Source organism: Acinetobacter sp. YH12046, from assembly GCF_013419905.1.
Taxonomy (GTDB): domain Bacteria; phylum Pseudomonadota; class Gammaproteobacteria; order Pseudomonadales; family Moraxellaceae; genus Acinetobacter.
Window position 1 is genome coordinate 173,075 of sequence record NZ_VOZF01000003.1, and the last position, 15,541, is coordinate 188,615.

At 40.2% G+C, this 15,541-nt stretch carries 14 protein-coding genes and 1 tRNA gene; 7 read left to right on the forward strand and 8 right to left on the reverse strand.

Translation table 11 applies throughout. From position 1 onward, the window contains the following. Positions 1–14: 14 nt before the first annotated feature. Genes FTU03_RS03935 through sdhC form a run of 3 tightly spaced genes read right to left on the reverse strand, consistent with a single transcriptional unit; the run spans position 15 to position 2,689 of the window. The gene (locus FTU03_RS03935; protein ID WP_004782979.1) at positions 15–1,913 is read right to left on the reverse strand and encodes an FAD-binding protein; all 1,899 of its coding nucleotides are present in this window, start codon (positions 1,911–1,913) and stop codon (positions 15–17) included. 12 nt (positions 1,914–1,925) lie between these two features. After that, positions 1,926–2,291: a succinate dehydrogenase, hydrophobic membrane anchor protein gene (gene sdhD, locus FTU03_RS03940; RefSeq protein ID WP_004782980.1), complete on the reverse strand. Its 366-nt coding sequence runs from the start codon at positions 2,289–2,291 to the stop codon at positions 1,926–1,928. Continuing rightward, positions 2,291–2,689 carry a succinate dehydrogenase, cytochrome b556 subunit gene (gene sdhC, locus FTU03_RS03945; RefSeq protein ID WP_034705238.1) on the reverse strand — a complete coding sequence of 133 codons (399 nt, stop codon included), beginning with the start codon at positions 2,687–2,689 and terminating at the stop codon, positions 2,291–2,293. Before sdhC ends, sdhD begins: the two co-directional genes overlap by 1 nt. A 1,004-nt stretch (positions 2,690–3,693) precedes the next feature. On the opposite strand from sdhC, the gene gltA reads away from it, so the two are divergent. From gltA to FTU03_RS03960, 3 genes are all read left to right on the forward strand, one after another. Continuing rightward, the gene (gene gltA, locus FTU03_RS03950) at positions 3,694–4,968 is read left to right on the forward strand and encodes a citrate synthase (RefSeq protein ID WP_004782984.1); all 1,275 of its coding nucleotides are present in this window, start codon (positions 3,694–3,696) and stop codon (positions 4,966–4,968) included. A gap of 169 nt (positions 4,969–5,137) precedes the next feature. Next, positions 5,138–5,641, forward strand: a complete 504-nt coding sequence (locus tag FTU03_RS03955; protein WP_179992114.1) for a hypothetical protein — start codon at positions 5,138–5,140, stop codon at positions 5,639–5,641. 373 nt (positions 5,642–6,014) lie between these two features. Further along, positions 6,015–7,640 carry an NAD+ synthase gene (locus FTU03_RS03960; protein WP_159122816.1) on the forward strand — a complete coding sequence of 542 codons (1,626 nt, stop codon included), beginning with the start codon at positions 6,015–6,017 and terminating at the stop codon, positions 7,638–7,640. Between the two features lie 201 nt (positions 7,641–7,841). On the opposite strand, the gene FTU03_RS03965 is transcribed toward FTU03_RS03960, so the two are convergent. Next, a tRNA-Met gene (locus tag FTU03_RS03965) sits at positions 7,842–7,918 on the reverse strand. 325 nt (positions 7,919–8,243) lie between these two features. On the opposite strand from FTU03_RS03965, the gene FTU03_RS16160 reads away from it, so the two are divergent. Both FTU03_RS16160 and FTU03_RS03975 read left to right on the forward strand, forming a co-directional pair. After that, positions 8,244–8,510 (forward strand): hypothetical protein, encoded by a 267-nt coding sequence (locus FTU03_RS16160; protein WP_257218389.1) that lies wholly within the window; start codon positions 8,244–8,246, stop codon positions 8,508–8,510. A 564-nt stretch (positions 8,511–9,074) separates the two neighbouring features. Further along, entirely contained in the window at positions 9,075–9,515 is a 441-nt protein-coding gene (locus FTU03_RS03975; protein WP_004782991.1) for a universal stress protein, read from the forward strand. Between the two features lie 38 nt (positions 9,516–9,553). Here the strand turns inward: FTU03_RS03975 and FTU03_RS03980 are convergent, their stop codons facing one another. Further along, positions 9,554–9,850: an MGMT family protein gene (locus tag FTU03_RS03980; protein ID WP_125278749.1), complete on the reverse strand. Its 297-nt coding sequence runs from the start codon at positions 9,848–9,850 to the stop codon at positions 9,554–9,556. A 65-nt stretch (positions 9,851–9,915) separates the two neighbouring features. Continuing rightward, the gene (locus FTU03_RS03985) at positions 9,916–11,415 is read right to left on the reverse strand and encodes a sodium:proton antiporter (RefSeq protein WP_179992115.1); all 1,500 of its coding nucleotides are present in this window, start codon (positions 11,413–11,415) and stop codon (positions 9,916–9,918) included. A 216-nt stretch (positions 11,416–11,631) separates the two neighbouring features. Here FTU03_RS03985 and FTU03_RS03990 point away from each other — a divergent pair, with 216 nt between their 5' ends. Then, positions 11,632–12,186: a hypothetical protein gene (locus tag FTU03_RS03990; protein WP_179992116.1), complete on the forward strand. Its 555-nt coding sequence runs from the start codon at positions 11,632–11,634 to the stop codon at positions 12,184–12,186. Positions 12,187–12,235: 49 nt separating this feature from the next. On the opposite strand, the gene FTU03_RS03995 is transcribed toward FTU03_RS03990, so the two are convergent. Together FTU03_RS03995 and FTU03_RS04000 are read right to left on the reverse strand one after the other, a co-directional pair. Next, positions 12,236–13,138, reverse strand: coding sequence for a neutral zinc metallopeptidase (locus FTU03_RS03995; RefSeq protein WP_179992117.1), 903 nt, complete (start codon positions 13,136–13,138; stop codon positions 12,236–12,238). Positions 13,139–13,186: 48 nt separating this feature from the next. After that, entirely contained in the window at positions 13,187–14,113 is a 927-nt protein-coding gene (locus tag FTU03_RS04000; protein WP_166137010.1) for a DUF808 domain-containing protein, read from the reverse strand. 190 nt (positions 14,114–14,303) lie between these two features. Between FTU03_RS04000 and trpS the strand changes: the two genes are divergently transcribed. Next, entirely contained in the window at positions 14,304–15,317 is a 1,014-nt protein-coding gene (gene trpS / locus FTU03_RS04005; RefSeq protein WP_005234596.1) for a tryptophan--tRNA ligase, read from the forward strand. Positions 15,318–15,541 lie beyond the last annotated feature (224 nt).

The window sequence follows — 15,541 nt, forward strand, 5'->3', positions numbered from 1 at the left end:
CTTAAATCTCCTGATTAGAATGTACGTGGTTTCGGTGGAATTGCATCAACCGAAAGTGGTTTGTAACGCACTGGCTTGTACTCAAGACGATTATCAGCAGAGAACCACAAGGTGTGTTTCATCCACTCGTCGTCACGACGGCCATATGGATACTCTGGGTGATCTGGTGGTAATTCGAAATCTACCACAGTGTGAGCACCACGACATTCTTTACGTGCAGCAGCTGAAATCAAGGTCGCTTTAGCAACTTCATACAGGTTTTCAACTTCTAGAGCTTCAATACGTGCAGTATTGAATACTTTAGATTTGTCTTTCAAGTGAATGTTGCGAACACGCGGCTCAATTGCAAGAATTTGTTTTACACCTTCTTCAAGCAGCGCAGTTGTACGGAATACACCCGCGTGGTCTTGAACGATGTCACGGATTGCATCAGCAACTTCTTGAGCATTCTCACCAGTTGTTGATTCATCCAGCTTACGAACACGCTTAATTGTGTTTTCAAGCACAGTTGTAGGAAGCGGTTCATACTCATCACCGTGGTGTTTAGTCACGTAGTCGATGATGTGCTGGCCAGCAGCCTTACCAAATACAACCAAATCAAGCAGTGAGTTTGTACCTAAACGGTTTGCACCGTGTACAGATACACATGAACATTCACCGATCGCATAGAAGCCTTTCACTGGTTTCGTGAAGTTGCGACCTTCTTGGTTAGTAGAATAGGTATCAGTATTCTTGTCGTAGTTCGTTACTAGAGCTTCAGATTCTGGAGACTCAGGAACAACTACCTGACCATGAATATTTGTAGGAATACCACCCATTTGGTAATGGATTGTAGGTACTACAGGAATTGGCTCTTTAGTAATGTCAACGTTCGCGAATTTCTTACCAATCTCGAATACAGATGGCAGACGTTTCATGATGGTGTCAGCACCCAAGTGAGTCATATCAAGAAGGATATAATCACCTTTAGGACCACAACCACGACCTTCTTTGATTTCCTGGTCCATAGAACGTGATACGAAGTCACGAGGAGCCAAGTCTTTCAGAGTCGGTGCATAACGTTCCATGAACGGTTCGCCGTCTTTATTACGAAGGATTGCACCTTCACCACGACAACCTTCAGTCAACAGTACGCCTGCGCCCGCAACACCTGTAGGGTGGAATTGCCAGAATTCCATATCTTGTAATGGAATACCTGCACGAGCTGCCATACCAAGACCGTCACCAGTGTTGATATATGCGTTAGTAGATGCACGATAAACACGACCAGCACCACCTGTAGCGAACAATGTAGCTTTCGCCTGGAATACGGCAATTTTACCAGTTTCCTGATCGATTGCTGTCACACCCAGTACATCACCAGCTTCGTTACGGATCAGGTCAAGCGCGATCCATTCAACGAAGAACTGAGTACCCATTTTCACATTGCTTTGATAAAGCGTATGAAGAAGCGCGTGACCTGTACGGTCGGCTGCAGCACATGCACGTGGAACTGCTTTTTCACCGTAGTTTGCAGAGTGACCACCAAATGGACGTTGGTAAATCGTACCGTCTGCGTTACGGTCAAATGGCATACCTAAATGTTCTAATTCGTATACCACTTGCGGTGCTTCGCGAGTCATGAACTCGATCGCGTCTTGGTCACCTAACCAGTCAGAACCTTTAACTGTGTCGTAGAAGTGGTAATGCCAGTTATCTTCTTGCATGTTACCAAGAGATGCACCGATACCACCCTGCGCTGCTACAGTGTGAGAACGTGTTGGGAATACTTTAGTCAGTACCGCAACTTTCAAACCTGCTTGAGCAAGTTGGTAAGAAGCGCGCATACCAGAACCACCACCACCAACGATAACTGCATCGAAAGTTTCGTGTGGAATATTTGTGTAATCTTCTTTAGGGGTTATAGCGCCCATGATTGTTTCCTATCAATTCGCCCAAAAAATCTGGATTGCCCAGATCGCATATGCAAATACAGCAATAATCACTGCTGAAGTCAGTACAAGGCGTAAACCTGATGCTGATGGACCCATTTGACGAGTAGTCACATAGTCAGTGAATACCTGCCACATACCGATCCATGCATGCGCAACAAGAGATAAGACTGCCAACAAAGACATGATCTTCATTGGAACTGTCATCATAAAGCCGTACCATTGCTCGTAGTTGAAGCCACCATTCAGTAGGATCCAACCAAACACCACAACGGTATAAACAGCTAGAACTACAGCACTGATGCGTTGGACAAACCAATCACGAGAACCTGAACCTGTTAAACCAGTAGCACTTTTCATTAGAGTACGATCCATACAAATGCTGCAACAATACCGATTGCAGACAAGATTAATGAAATAGTAGCTGCAGTACGACCGCTTTGCAGTTCTTCTGCAACGCCGATATCTGCAAGTAAGTGCTTAATACCAGTGAACAAATGATAAATTAAGCCGGCTACAAATACCCATACGATAAAGCGGACAAAGAAACCGTTAAAGATTTCCTGCACTTCAGCAAAACCTTCTGCTGAAGACAATGATTTATCCAACAGCCACAAAAGGACCGGTACGAGTAAAAATACGATGACACCTGAAAGACGGTGTAGAATTGATGCAATAGCCACGGGTGATTTTAAGTTTACTTCTAAAACTTGACCCATGGACAAATTGACAGGTCTGTTGCTTTTCACAGCGGGCATCCTGTAGTTAAAAACTCCATCCGGAGTTTGTTGGAATTAATTCGAAGGAAAGCTGGCATTATCAGGCAAATACATGCCTAAACATAAAACGACACTGAATTATAAAACGTGAACTATTAAAATACAAACAACTGTATTTGGCTTTTTGAACAAAAAACCTTTAAATAAGAATCATTAACAATAACTTTAAGTTCTCCCCCACTTACTTTATCTTCATATTCTCATTCTAGATATTTGTTTTTTAATAATTAACTTGATTAATTTAGTCTGTTATCTAGCCAAGCTTCGACTAAGTAGATTTAGACTAAAGATGAACAGCAAAAATATAATTTCGATCCTAAATCCTTATTAATCCCAAGTAAAATCATAAGGATATATTTCACAAATAAATAATGACTATTTATATAAAGGCATCTCAATTTAGAATTTTTATACTAAAACCTACTTATCTCTTTGTAGATCATAGTTTTTTTGATGTTTTTAGACATTTTATATTCAAAAAAACACTTATTTATTTTTGTTTAAGTTGTATTAAACAAAGTGAAGTAAATTTACGAGCTATTTTTTAGCCGATTAAACAGAGCCAAAAAGAAAATTTATTGCTTTTATTTATAATTCAAGTTTGAAGTAAAAACTTAAGGAAATCGATGTAAGTTACGAGATTTATATAATTTTAAGTTGCAGTCTTAGAATATTTTCTCAATTTCTCCTTTATTTTTTGCTAGGAAAAAACGCTTACAAATACGGCAAAGACTATATTTTTTTCTGCACCTTCTGTTCAATTTGACTTATTATAGAGGTTTGGTACTGTGATTTTATTAAACTTTTTATACCAAGATAAATGACTAAACCACTGTGAGAATGTCATTTTTCATCCATAAGTATAATTGACAAAATTTCAGTAGCCACTAATCTTATAGCAAATTTTTGATCCGTCCGTTTTGTGCATTAAAAGATTGATAGGCAACTCGGATATACATTCACCAGGACAGGAGATCTATTGAATGTCTGAAGCAACTGGCAAGAAAGCCGTTTTACAGCTTGATGGCAAAGAAATTGAATTACCAATTTACAGCGGCACATTGGGCCCAGATGTAATCGACGTTAAAGATGTGTTGGCTGCAGGTCACTTTACTTTTGATCCTGGTTTTATGGCAACAGCTGCATGCGAGTCTAAAATCACTTTCATCGATGGTAATAAAGGTGTTCTTTTACACCGTGGCTACCCAATTGACCAGTTAGCAACTAAAGCTGATTACCTAGAAACTTGCTACTTACTTCTTAATGGCGAGCTTCCAACAGCTGAGCAAAAAGAAGAATTCGACGCTAAAGTTCGTAACCACACTATGGTTCACGATCAAGTAAGCCGCTTCTATAACGGTTTCCGTCGTGATGCTCACCCTATGGCAATCATGGTTGGTGTTGTTGGTGCGTTGTCTGCGTTCTATCACAACAATCTGGACATCGAAGATGTTAACCATCGTGAAATCACTGCGATTCGTTTAATCGCTAAGATTCCTACTTTGGCAGCTTGGAGCTACAAATACACTGTTGGTCAACCATTCGTTTACCCACGTAACGATTTGACTTACGCTGAAAACTTCCTGTACATGATGTTTGCAACTCCTGCAGACCGTGACTACAAAGTAGATCCAATCCTTGCGAAAGCAATGGACCGTATCTTCACGCTTCACGCTGACCACGAACAAAATGCTTCTACGTCTACAGTACGTTTAGCTGGTTCTACTGGCGCTAACCCATATGCATGTATCGCTGCTGGTATCTCTGCACTTTGGGGTCCTGCTCACGGTGGTGCGAACGAAGCTGTTCTTAAGATGCTTGATGAAATCGGCACTGTAGAAAACGTTGCTGGCTTCATGGAAAAAGTGAAAACTAAAGAAGTTAAACTCATGGGCTTCGGTCACCGTGTGTACAAAAACTTCGATCCACGTGCGAAAGTAATGAAAGAAACTTGTGACGAAGTTCTTGGTGCTCTTGGCATCAACGATCCACAGCTTGCTCTTGCTATGGAACTTGAACGTATCGCGCTTTCTGACGAATACTTCATCAAACGTAACCTTTACCCTAACGTAGACTTCTACTCAGGTATCATCCTTAAAGCGATTGGTATCCCAACAGAAATGTTTACTGTGATCTTCGCGCTTGCACGTACAGTTGGTTGGATCAGCCACTGGTTAGAAATGCACAGCGGTCCTTACAAGATCGGTCGTCCTCGTCAGCTTTACACTGGTGAAGTTCAACGCGACATCAACCGTTAATTCGGTTAGCGTTGAAAGACGTAAAAACCACCCTTCTGGGTGGTTTTTTTATGACTGACAAAAACCAACACAACCAAGATGTGAAAAACTTAAAATAGTAAACCTGAAGAATTTTCAATTTCTACAAATTTCTAGAAATTACTCTTATATCGTTAAGGATTGAGTTTTAATGCTGTTTTACCTGCTTCCCTTCATCCTGAGAATGATTCGTTTTGATCAGTTTAAAAGCCGGAACTTAACTTCAGGGGAAATCAAGCTTTGCCAGCAAGTCTTTGCTGACCTGATTGACTATTCAGCAGTCCGTGTCATGAATCACCCTTTCCTGCCTTGGCAATCCAAGCATGTGATTATGGCACCAAGTGGTTATATTCACGTCCGCAACTTGAATTATCGGGACGATTATTCTAAAGAAAGCCGTTCTTATCAGGCGCTTTTCATTCATGAAATGGCGCATATTTATCAATATCAGCAGAATATTAATGTGTTGTTTAAGGGCGCTTTTTTACAAGCCGCTTATTTTTTAAGTATGGGAAAATATAATCCTTACAAATATCAATTTAATCCCAACAAATCCTTTTTAGACTATAACATTGAACAACAGGGAGATATTGCACGCGATATTTTTCTAAAAAAAATTCCCAATATTATTTTAAAAAATCAGATAAGCAGATGATATTGAATACTTTTCACTCAAGTATTCTGTTGATTTCTATTTATGAAAAATAAACTTATTTAAATCCAATTGAGTATTTTTGTGCATTTACCAGAATAAAAAAGCACCATAATAAGTCATTTTTGACCATAACTTTGTGCATCTGTTTCAATTCTCCTGAAACAGCTCTAGCATCTGCCTCAAATTTCGATAAAATAAGCCAAGTATGATATTTTTAGCTCGCAAATCAAGATTTAATGATCATGCGGTCATGACTTTTTTAATTTTGGCCATTTGGCATTTTGTTCGTATCAAACTGCACTCAGCTGGATAATTAGAATTTTAAAAATCAGTGATTTAGTGTATTCACCTATAGGAATAGGACTTAATTGGAATGAAAAGTTTTAAAATTGCGATTGCTCAATTCTCTCCACATGTGGGCAATTTAGATGCAAACACGCAGACAATGATAGATTTGGCAAATCAGGCCAAAAAAGATAATGCTGATCTTATTATTTTCCCTGAACTTTCAACTTTAGGTTATCCGGCTGAAGATTTATTAATTCGTCCAAGTCTGGCTAAACGCACAAAGCTGGCGTTTGAAAAACTGACTGAAGTAAAAGATATCGTCATGGTCTTTGGTTTTGTCAATCAAACCGAAGATGGTGAACGCTATAACTCAGCCGCCGTTATGAAAGATGGCGAAGTTTTAGGGGTTTATAATAAACAGACATTGCCAAACTATGGTGTATTTGATGAGAAACGCTATTTTGGTGAAGGACATCAGCATCTGGTCTTCGAATATCTGGGACACAAGTTTGGTGTCCTGATCTGTGAAGATGTCTGGTCATTATCTACGGTTCAACAGCTGGCTCAATTGAATATTGATACTGCACTGGTTCTGAATGCTTCTCCATATGAAGTTGGCAAACCGCAACACCGTATCGATACCATGGCTGCGCTGGTCAAACAGTTGAATATCAATCTGGTGTACTGTAACCAGGTAGGTGGCCAAGATGATCTGATCTTTGACGGCACCAGCTTTGTACTCAATAAATCAGGCGAAGTGGCTCTGCAAGCACCTAGCTTTGAAAAAGGCCTGTATATCGCTGAATATGATGCAGAAAAATTAGAGTTCAGCAAAGGCACGATTACTCCAGCCCTAGAAACTATGGCCGAGATTTATCAAAGTCTGGTGATGGCAACCCGTGATTATGTACAGCGTTCAGGTTTTCCAGGTGTAATTCTGGGTCTGTCTGGTGGTATTGACTCTGCCCTGACTCTTGCCATCGCAGCAGATGCGATTGGCCCTGACAAAGTCCAAGCAGTGATGATGCCTTATACCTATACTGCTCAGATCAGTGTAGAAGATGCTACTGAACAGGCAAAAACCATGGGTGTAACTTTCGGTATTGCCGAGATTAACCCGATTGTAAGTGGCTTCTTGCAAACCCTGTATCCCTTCTTTGGCAATGCCCCTGTAGATGCCACTGAAGAAAACCTGCAAGCACGTGCACGCGGTACGCTATTAATGGCGCTGTCTAACAAGTTCGGCAATCTGGTTCTGGCAACCGGTAATAAATCTGAACTTGCCGTTGGTTACTGCACACTATATGGCGATATGGTCGGTGGTTTTGCGGTATTAAAAGATGTTTATAAAACCATTGTGTTTGAACTGGCGAAATACCGTAACAGCATCGCAGAAACTCCTGTGATTCCTGAGCGTGTCATTACTCGCCCACCATCTGCAGAACTTCGTCCAGATCAGGTCGATCAGGATTCATTACCGGCTTATGAAGTACTTGATGCGATTCTTTATGCTTATATTGAAGAAGATCTGAGCCAGGATGACATCATTGCCAAAGGTTTTGAAGCTGAAGTCGTGAAAAAAGTGATTCGTCTGGTTGATATTAACGAATACAAACGTCGTCAGGGTGCGATTGGTCCACGTATTAGCTCGCGTTCTTATGGTCGTGAACGTCGCTATCCGATCGTTAATGGTTGGAAAGCAGGTATCTAAGTTTTAACTAAACCAGATCAGCCATAATGCCCAAGTAAATGCTTGGGCATTTTTTATCTTTAAAAAATGATTCGGGTTAAAAAATAAAAAAGATTCAAAAATTTAAACAGACAGATATTTAGAAGAACTTTCTCTTAATTTTTTATTGATATTTTTATGGCACAAAAAAAGAGACCAAGCTGAGAGCTTGGTCTTTAAAAATGGTGGCTATGACGGGACTTGAACCTGTGACCCCCGCATTATGAGTGCGGTGCTCTAACCAACTGAGCTACATAGCCGTAAACTGTGTGCGCATTATCGTAATTTCAGGTTGTATCGTCAAGCATTTTAAACCACAAATGTTCAGTCTTTATGCAAATTAATCATAAACTCTTAAACTTTGTACAAATCATGCTTTAATTCGAAACCTATTAGCAAATACTATGAAAATTAGTATCTTTTTTTAAAGCCAAATCTGAATCAAAGTCGTATCACATAATATTTAATTTTAAGAATAACTTGCTGAAGAAAAAAAATAAAAAGTGAATCTAGGACCTTTTCCTATCGCTATAATGCTTTTCCAAATATGACCAATAGTATCTCTGGATTAAAGCAAAACTGAAGATGACGAAATTCAAAATATACCTAAGCCTGCTCCTATTGAGTTTTATAAGTTTAGCCAATGCAACTGTTATTCATCCAAGCAGCAGATTTTCAGGATTTGATGATGTGAAAAGTTTGGCTCAAGAAGTCATGCTCTTTAGACTGAAAGGTGCACCACAGAAATGGATGATTCAGCAAATAAAACAGCACTACGGTACAGCGAATGATCTCCATACTCTGATTGGTATAAAACTTACTGAAAAAGCGTTTAAATATGAAATACCCTAAGATCAGTCTGGACGTTCCGCCTTAATTAAAAACTTTGCAATTGATCACTATAATGAATGTGAGAAATCCATTACAGATCGTGCTCAATTTAAAAAAGAAAATAACGGTATTAACCCACCCTTGGAAAGGGAAGTTTTAGAACACTAAAATTATGCTGATAGAAGGTTACTATTAGAAATAGCAGTCTATCTTTATGCAGTTTGATAGATTTTTCATTATTAAAATCTCAATTTTAAACCTGTTCCTATAGTTTTATATAACAGGGATTTTTTGAATCTAAAATTACAGGTAATAACGCAGTATTAAAATCAGATGGCTTTTTTAAGTGAGTTCATTAATATTCTAAAATCATATTATTTTAATCTCAAAATATAAATATAAATCAAAAACTTATAAAATATACCAACCATTAAAAATTATTGCTTTGTTAAACATAATACTGAGGTATTTACTTGGTTTTATTTTTATAAAATACGCGTTATGATCAAAGTATAAACAACAATTCGTATACGATTTTAACGCGTCATATTTTTATAAAACTTATTTCCGATAAGGAGAATTCTAATGTCATTTGAACATATTTTAGTACCCGTTGACGGTTCAGAAACTTCCTACGCTGCAGTCGATAAAGCCGTCGAAATTGCCAAAGCATTTAACAGTAAAGTAACAGTGGTTCAGGTGCTGGCACTTGATCCCTATATCGCAGCTGAATACATCACAGCAGCTCAAACCAATGACCTGGTTGAACGTGCCCGTACTGCGATTCTGAAGACACTTGACGAAGCAAAAGCAAAATTTGCTGCGGCAGGTATTGATGCAGAAACTCAATTACTCGAAGGTCAGGTGATTTATAGTGAAATTGTCAAGGCGGCAGAATCCTTGAATACTGATCTGATTGTGATTGGTTCACATGGCCGCACTGGCTTCAAGAAACTGTTCCTAGGAAGTGTTGCGCAAAGCATCTTGGGACAGGCCAATGTTCCTGTAATGGTCATCCGTAAGTAATAAAAAATCCCCACTTCAATCAAGTGGGGATTTCTCTTTCAAACAAATCCATCCCATTGATACTGCTTTAAACTGACCCGATTTCCAGCACATAGAATCCCTTCTGCGCCTAACTTTTGCTGTTGAATATTATGTCCATATTCATCCAGTTTATTGAGACTGATCTTACCTTGAGCATTCAGGACACGATGCCAGGGCAAATCAGTTTCTGTATCAAGCTGACTTAAAACCCTACCCACCAGACGCGCATGTTTGGGTAAGCCAGCCAGTTTAGCGATCTGTCCATAGGTCGCTACCTTCGCATAAGGAATCTGGCTGACCACACTCAGAATCATTTGTGCCATTTCCTGGCTTGCACTTGATGTCATAGGCTTTCAGTCTTGATAGAAAATTCTAATAATTAGAAATTCTCCGGATTCTCTAAACGTTTCACTTCTTGTACTTTGTCAGGATGATGTACCGTTGCTACACCATCGGCATCTTTCTTATCAATCAGCATTTCCGGCTGGAAGATGGTGATGGTTTCATTTCCATTTGCATCCTCGCCTACAATATACTGAAAACCGCGACGGTTCATCTTGTGGCACATGCGCTGATACCAGCCTTTAAAGCCTTGGGTTTCTTCATTCGGGTTGTAATAAAAGGCATTCATTACGGCTGGCAAACCTAGGCCACAAACCACCCCGGAAAGAAGTACCACAATGAAGGTATATCCAATCAGAATACTGCTATACGCTTCCAGTTGTGGAATATTGGCCACTGCCAGAATCAGGGCTAAGGAAATCCCGCCACGTACCCCACCCCAAGACAGAATGGTTAAACTGCCGTTATAACTCTTCTTACGCATTCTAGGGAATAATGCAAAAGACAGATGGTTGGCCAGGAAGCGTGCCAAATGCAGAATTATGAAAGCGACAATCCCGCCTAGGACCAGACTGGTGCTTAGATCAATAATGAACAATTCCAGACCAATCAAGGTGAACAGGAAGGAATTGATAATCCCCTCTACCGTATGCCAGAAATGGTTTACATCACCGATGTCTGCATCAGCCAGAATTTCTTTCCATTTATTACCGACGATCAAGCCGCCAATTACACAGGCAATTGGTGCAGAAGCATGCGCCAGTAAAGCAATCAGATATGAACCACAAGCCAACAGTGCAGTAGTTAATATCAGTGATTCCATTTCATGTTTACCGCGCAGAATACGTAGAATCGCCAGACCAAAACCGATCCCGATCAAGACTGCCACGACAATTTCATAAAGCAATGTTTGCAGGACGGCGAGTACGGTAAAGTTTTCACCTTGCAGTACATTCAGTAAGGTCATAAATAATGCAATACACATCGCATCATTAAACAGCGACTCACCTTCCAGCTTCACGATCAAATGATGGGGTGCGCGTACCGAACTGAGTACACCTTTAATCCCAATTGGATCCGTTGCTCCGAGCGCAGCACCCAGCAATAGTAGGACCAATATATCGACGTGGTTACCAATCAGGAACTGATAACCGTATAGCGCAATACCAAAGAAAACTGCACAGAAAACTAATGCCAGACTGGCCAGAATACCAATCGGCCGCCAGTGATTGCGTAAATCTGAAACCTTAAACTTCAATGCGGATGATGTCAGAATGAAACAGATCACCCCATTAATCAGGAAGTCATAAAAATCGACATGGCGGACTGCTTTCTCAATATTATCAATATTGATGCTAAAAAATGGATTACCCTGTAGCAGACTTGCACACCATTGCAGGATAAAAACAAAAATAGCGGAAACAATCGGCACACCAATGGCTTGAGGAAAACTTAGAACACGTTTGTTGAACATGGTAGTGGCAATTGACAGAGCAAAGACCACTGTCAACAGTTGTAAAAAAAAGAAACTTCCCATTAGGTTTCCTAAGATTTGGCAATTTGCAGCCGTGAGCTGAAAGATTTACTTGAAATATAAATTTAAAAAAACAGTATATTTTAGCGGATCAAGTTTAGTCCCATTTTTTTTCGAATTAAGTTAAGTTTCTTTTCAATATTCACAACTGATGATTTAACATACAGCCTTAAAGCACTTTATTGCTCACCTCTTCTTTATATTTAGAAATTTTCTCCCATGCATCAAACTGTCAAAACCATATTCCGTCTGTGCCTCGCTGCTGTCATTTTTCTGGTCACACTTTCCTTGATGTTCACCTGTGTTGCCAAAGTTCAGGAAATTCTGAAAGCAGATCAACATTATCAGCAAGCCGTGAGCATTCCTTTAAAAAGCAGCGCCAAAGCGCAATATGTACTAGTGTCTAATAATCAACGTCCAGACAATGCCTTGTTTATCCTGATTGCCGGAAATGGTTATGTAGCAAAAATCAGCTGTGAGCATTATGCTGCCCTATGTACTGATGACTATAACCAGTCACATACCCGGCAGATTCAAAATGTTAATTTATTAAAAGCGAGAAATTATTTTTATATTGAAAATATTCAGTTCCAAGATAGTCGAACTGGTCAAATCACTACACTCAGCTATTCCAAAAATGAATTGAAGCAATTTTATAATAATGACATCAGCAATTTAAAATATATTCTCTTTGCGATTTCGCTATTTGCCCTGGCTGCCTTGTTTGTCAGTATCAAGATTTTGAAAAACTTCCGTCGTTTTCTGGAAAAATAACTATTCAATCATGAGGGGAGCATTTGCTCCCCTTTTTTGATCTTTAGTTTTAGATATTTTGATTAAAAGTATCACAAGCAGACATTTGACCTGATTTCAGACCGGTATTAAACCATTTTACCCGCTGTGCACTGGTACCATGCGTAAAGCTGTCCGGCACGACATGGCCTTGTGCCTTTTTCTGCAGATAGTCATCACCGATCTTGTGTGCCGCATCCATAGCTTCTTGTACATCACCCTGCTCCAGGAACTGCGTACGCTCATGGTTATGATAAGCCCATACCCCAGCCAGACAATCCGCCTGTAGTTCTTGACGTACAGAAAGCTGATTACCCTGCGCTTGAGTGGCTTGTTGACGTGCCTGCTGTACCTGTGAAGAAATACCTAAAATGGTCTGGATATGATGACCCACCTCATGTGCTACCACATAGGCTTGAGCAAAATCGCCTGCCTGATCATTGCGAGATAACTCGGTTGAGTTCTGTTCCCCGCTAATTCCCATCTGAGTACGCATATCTTTAAAGAATGCCGTATCAATATAAACTTTCTGGTCTGCCGGACAGTAGAAAGGCCCCATGGCCGATTGCGCTGTACCACAACCAGAATTTACTACCCCACTAAATAGAACCAGTTTAGGCGGAGTATATTGCTGGTTCAGCTGCTGCTGAAATACTTGAGACCAGGTATCTTCTGTATCGGCAAGCACAGTTCCTACAAAATCGATCGCTTCTTGCTGTTCTGGCGTTGGATTTTCCAGACCCCGTGTTTCTGCACTAGAAACCCCTTGCGTGACCTGCTTGGTGGTTTGATAGGCTTGCTGTGGATCAACGCCAAAAAACTTCCAGGCCACGAAAGCAATAATCAACCCGAGAATACTGATTCCACCGGCTTTGGCACCACCGCCACGACGGTCTTCTACATTGCTACTAACACGACGTCCTTTCCAGCGCATAGTGAGATTCCTTATAGTTTAAAGTCAGCTTATTTTAACGGGCCTGATTTATGCCTGCTTTGATTTCGATCTGATTTTTTGAATAAAGCCAATCAAGATAAATACGATTAACCCTGCCACAAAACCAATCACCAGATTAATAAGTGTAGGCGTAACAGCCCCTACGATACTGCCCAGACTAGGCATATGCTCTACATACTCAACCGAATCTTCAGTGAAATGATGAAACCATGGAATGGTATGAGCAATAATCCCGCCACCGACCAGGAACATTGCAATCGTACCTACAATCGTCAGGGTTTTCATCAATTTAGGAGCAAAAGCCAGCAATCCACAGCCTATACTTTGTTTGAAGCTGGATGCCTGCTTAGTCAGGTACAAACCTAAATCATCAATTTTAACAATCATGGCGACGAAGCCGTACACCCCGACTGTCATTAATATGGCAATTCCTGCCAGTACGATGACCTTGGTGGTAAAAGCTGCGGCTGCCACCGTACCCAAAGAAATCACTACAATTTCCGCAGATAAAATAAAGTCAGTTCGGATCGCACCCTTAATTTTCTCTTTTTCAAATGTGGCCAAATCGGTTTCGATCGTAGTGAATTCAGCCTCAGCATCTTCTTCAGTCTTGGCTTTCTTATGCTTTAAACTATGTAGAACTTTCTCTACGCCTTCATAACAGAGAAATAAACCGCCAATCATCAGTAAAGGATTGATTAACCAAGGCGCAACCACACTAATAAGTAAAGCCAAAGGAACAAGAATCAGCTTATTAATAAAAGAACCTTTCGCTACTCCCCACACCACAGGAAGTTCACGTTCTGCCCGTACACCGCTGACTTGCTGGGCATTTAACGCCAAGTCATCCCCCAAGACACCTGCCGTCTTTTTTGCAGCCATCTTGCTCATCACGGCAACATCGTCTAAAACAGTCGCAATATCATCCAATAATATTAATAAGCTGCTCGCCATTCTTGTTATCCTTATCATCTTTAGACATATTTTAATGAAAATATTTAAAAAATATTGTATTCACTTGTTTAATTAATAAGATTTTTTTACTGCGGCTTTTTTTCTGGCTGACATTCAAAAACAGAATGCCGTACAATGTGGCCATTCGTTAAAATATAGATGTAGTACAGACTACTTTTTGGAATAGATAATGAGTAATCAAGATAATCGTCCAGTAATCTTGACTGGCGACCGTCCTACCGGACAGCTTCACCTTGGCCATTTTGTCGGTTCATTACGCTCTCGCGTAGGTTTACAAGATTCTCACCATCAACATTTGTTACTCGCTGATGCTCAAGCCCTGACAGATAATGCAGACAACTTTGAAAAAGTACGTCGCAATATTATTGAAGTAGCAACAGATTATCTGGCTGTCGGTATTGATCCAACCAAAACTACTATCTGTGTTCAGTCTTGCCTGCCAGCCTTAAACGAACTGACGATGCTCTATCTGAACTTTGTGACAGTTTCACGTCTAGAGCGCAACCCGACCATTAAATCAGAAATTCAGATGCGTGGTTTTGAGCGTGATATTCCTGCAGGTTTCTTATGCTATCCAGTGGCTCAAGCAGCAGATATCACAGCCTTTAAAGCAACTGTAGTTCCGGTGGGCGAAGACCAGATTCCAATGATCGAACAGACCAATGAGATTGTACGTCGCCTTAACCGTCAGATTGGCCGTGAATTACTGCCTGAATGTAAAGCGCTGCTTTCTAATGTGGGACGCTTACCAGGTTTTGACGGTAAAGCGAAAATGTCTAAATCATTAGGTAATACTATTGTTCTAGATGCCTCTGACAAAGACATCAAAAAAGCTGTCAATGCGATGTATACCGATCCGAATCACCTTCGCATCGAAGATCCAGGCCAGGTTGAAGGCAATGTGGTATTTACTTACCTGGATGCATTCGACACCAATAAAGAAGAACTGGAAGAACTGAAAGCACATTATCGCCGTGGTGGTTTAGGTGATGGTACGGTGAAAAAACGTCTGGAAGGTATTCTGAAAGAGCTGATCGGTCCGATTCGTGAACGTCGTATGGAACTGGCTAAAGACCCGGATTACATCATGGATATTTTGAAAACGGGTACAGATAAATGCCGTGACATTACACAGGCCACTTTAGATGAAGTGAAAACAGGCTTAGGTGTTTTCCATTTCTAAGCTAGACAATATTTAAAAAAGCCCTTCATAAAGGGCTTTTTTTATTTAAGGCCAAAATGCGCAAAAATAAGGCAAGTTTCCACACAGATTCTTCATAGTTTTAACCTTACTTAACATCTATTAACATGAATACTGATGAGTCACATGAGAATGAGTCCTAATATACTTACATACAGTAAGGAATCAAATTTAACTCTCTCCACAGTTAATCTTGATTTAGTTTT

Bases quoted from the DNA above. Each gene is read 5' to 3' on its own strand.
- FTU03_RS03935 (WP_004782979.1), bottom strand. From the start codon at position 1,913: ATGGGCGCTATAACCCCTAAAGAAGATTACACAAATATTCCACACGAA.
- sdhD (WP_004782980.1), bottom strand. From the start codon at position 2,291: ATGAAAAGTGCTACTGGTTTAACAGGTTCAGGTTCTCGTGATTGGTTT.
- sdhC (WP_034705238.1), bottom strand. From the start codon at position 2,689: ATGCCCGCTGTGAAAAGCAACAGACCTGTCAATTTGTCCATGGGTCAA.
- gltA (WP_004782984.1), top strand. From the start codon at position 3,694: ATGTCTGAAGCAACTGGCAAGAAAGCCGTTTTACAGCTTGATGGCAAA.
- FTU03_RS03955 (WP_179992114.1), top strand. From the start codon at position 5,138: ATGCTGTTTTACCTGCTTCCCTTCATCCTGAGAATGATTCGTTTTGAT.
- FTU03_RS03960 (WP_159122816.1), top strand. From the start codon at position 6,015: ATGAAAAGTTTTAAAATTGCGATTGCTCAATTCTCTCCACATGTGGGC.
- FTU03_RS16160 (WP_257218389.1), top strand. From the start codon at position 8,244: ATGACGAAATTCAAAATATACCTAAGCCTGCTCCTATTGAGTTTTATA.
- FTU03_RS03975 (WP_004782991.1), top strand. From the start codon at position 9,075: ATGTCATTTGAACATATTTTAGTACCCGTTGACGGTTCAGAAACTTCC.
- FTU03_RS03980 (WP_125278749.1), bottom strand. From the start codon at position 9,850: ATGATTCTGAGTGTGGTCAGCCAGATTCCTTATGCGAAGGTAGCGACC.
- FTU03_RS03985 (WP_179992115.1), bottom strand. From the start codon at position 11,415: ATGGGAAGTTTCTTTTTTTTACAACTGTTGACAGTGGTCTTTGCTCTG.
- FTU03_RS03990 (WP_179992116.1), top strand. From the start codon at position 11,632: ATGCATCAAACTGTCAAAACCATATTCCGTCTGTGCCTCGCTGCTGTC.
- FTU03_RS03995 (WP_179992117.1), bottom strand. From the start codon at position 13,138: ATGCGCTGGAAAGGACGTCGTGTTAGTAGCAATGTAGAAGACCGTCGT.
- FTU03_RS04000 (WP_166137010.1), bottom strand. From the start codon at position 14,113: ATGGCGAGCAGCTTATTAATATTATTGGATGATATTGCGACTGTTTTA.
- trpS (WP_005234596.1), top strand. From the start codon at position 14,304: ATGAGTAATCAAGATAATCGTCCAGTAATCTTGACTGGCGACCGTCCT.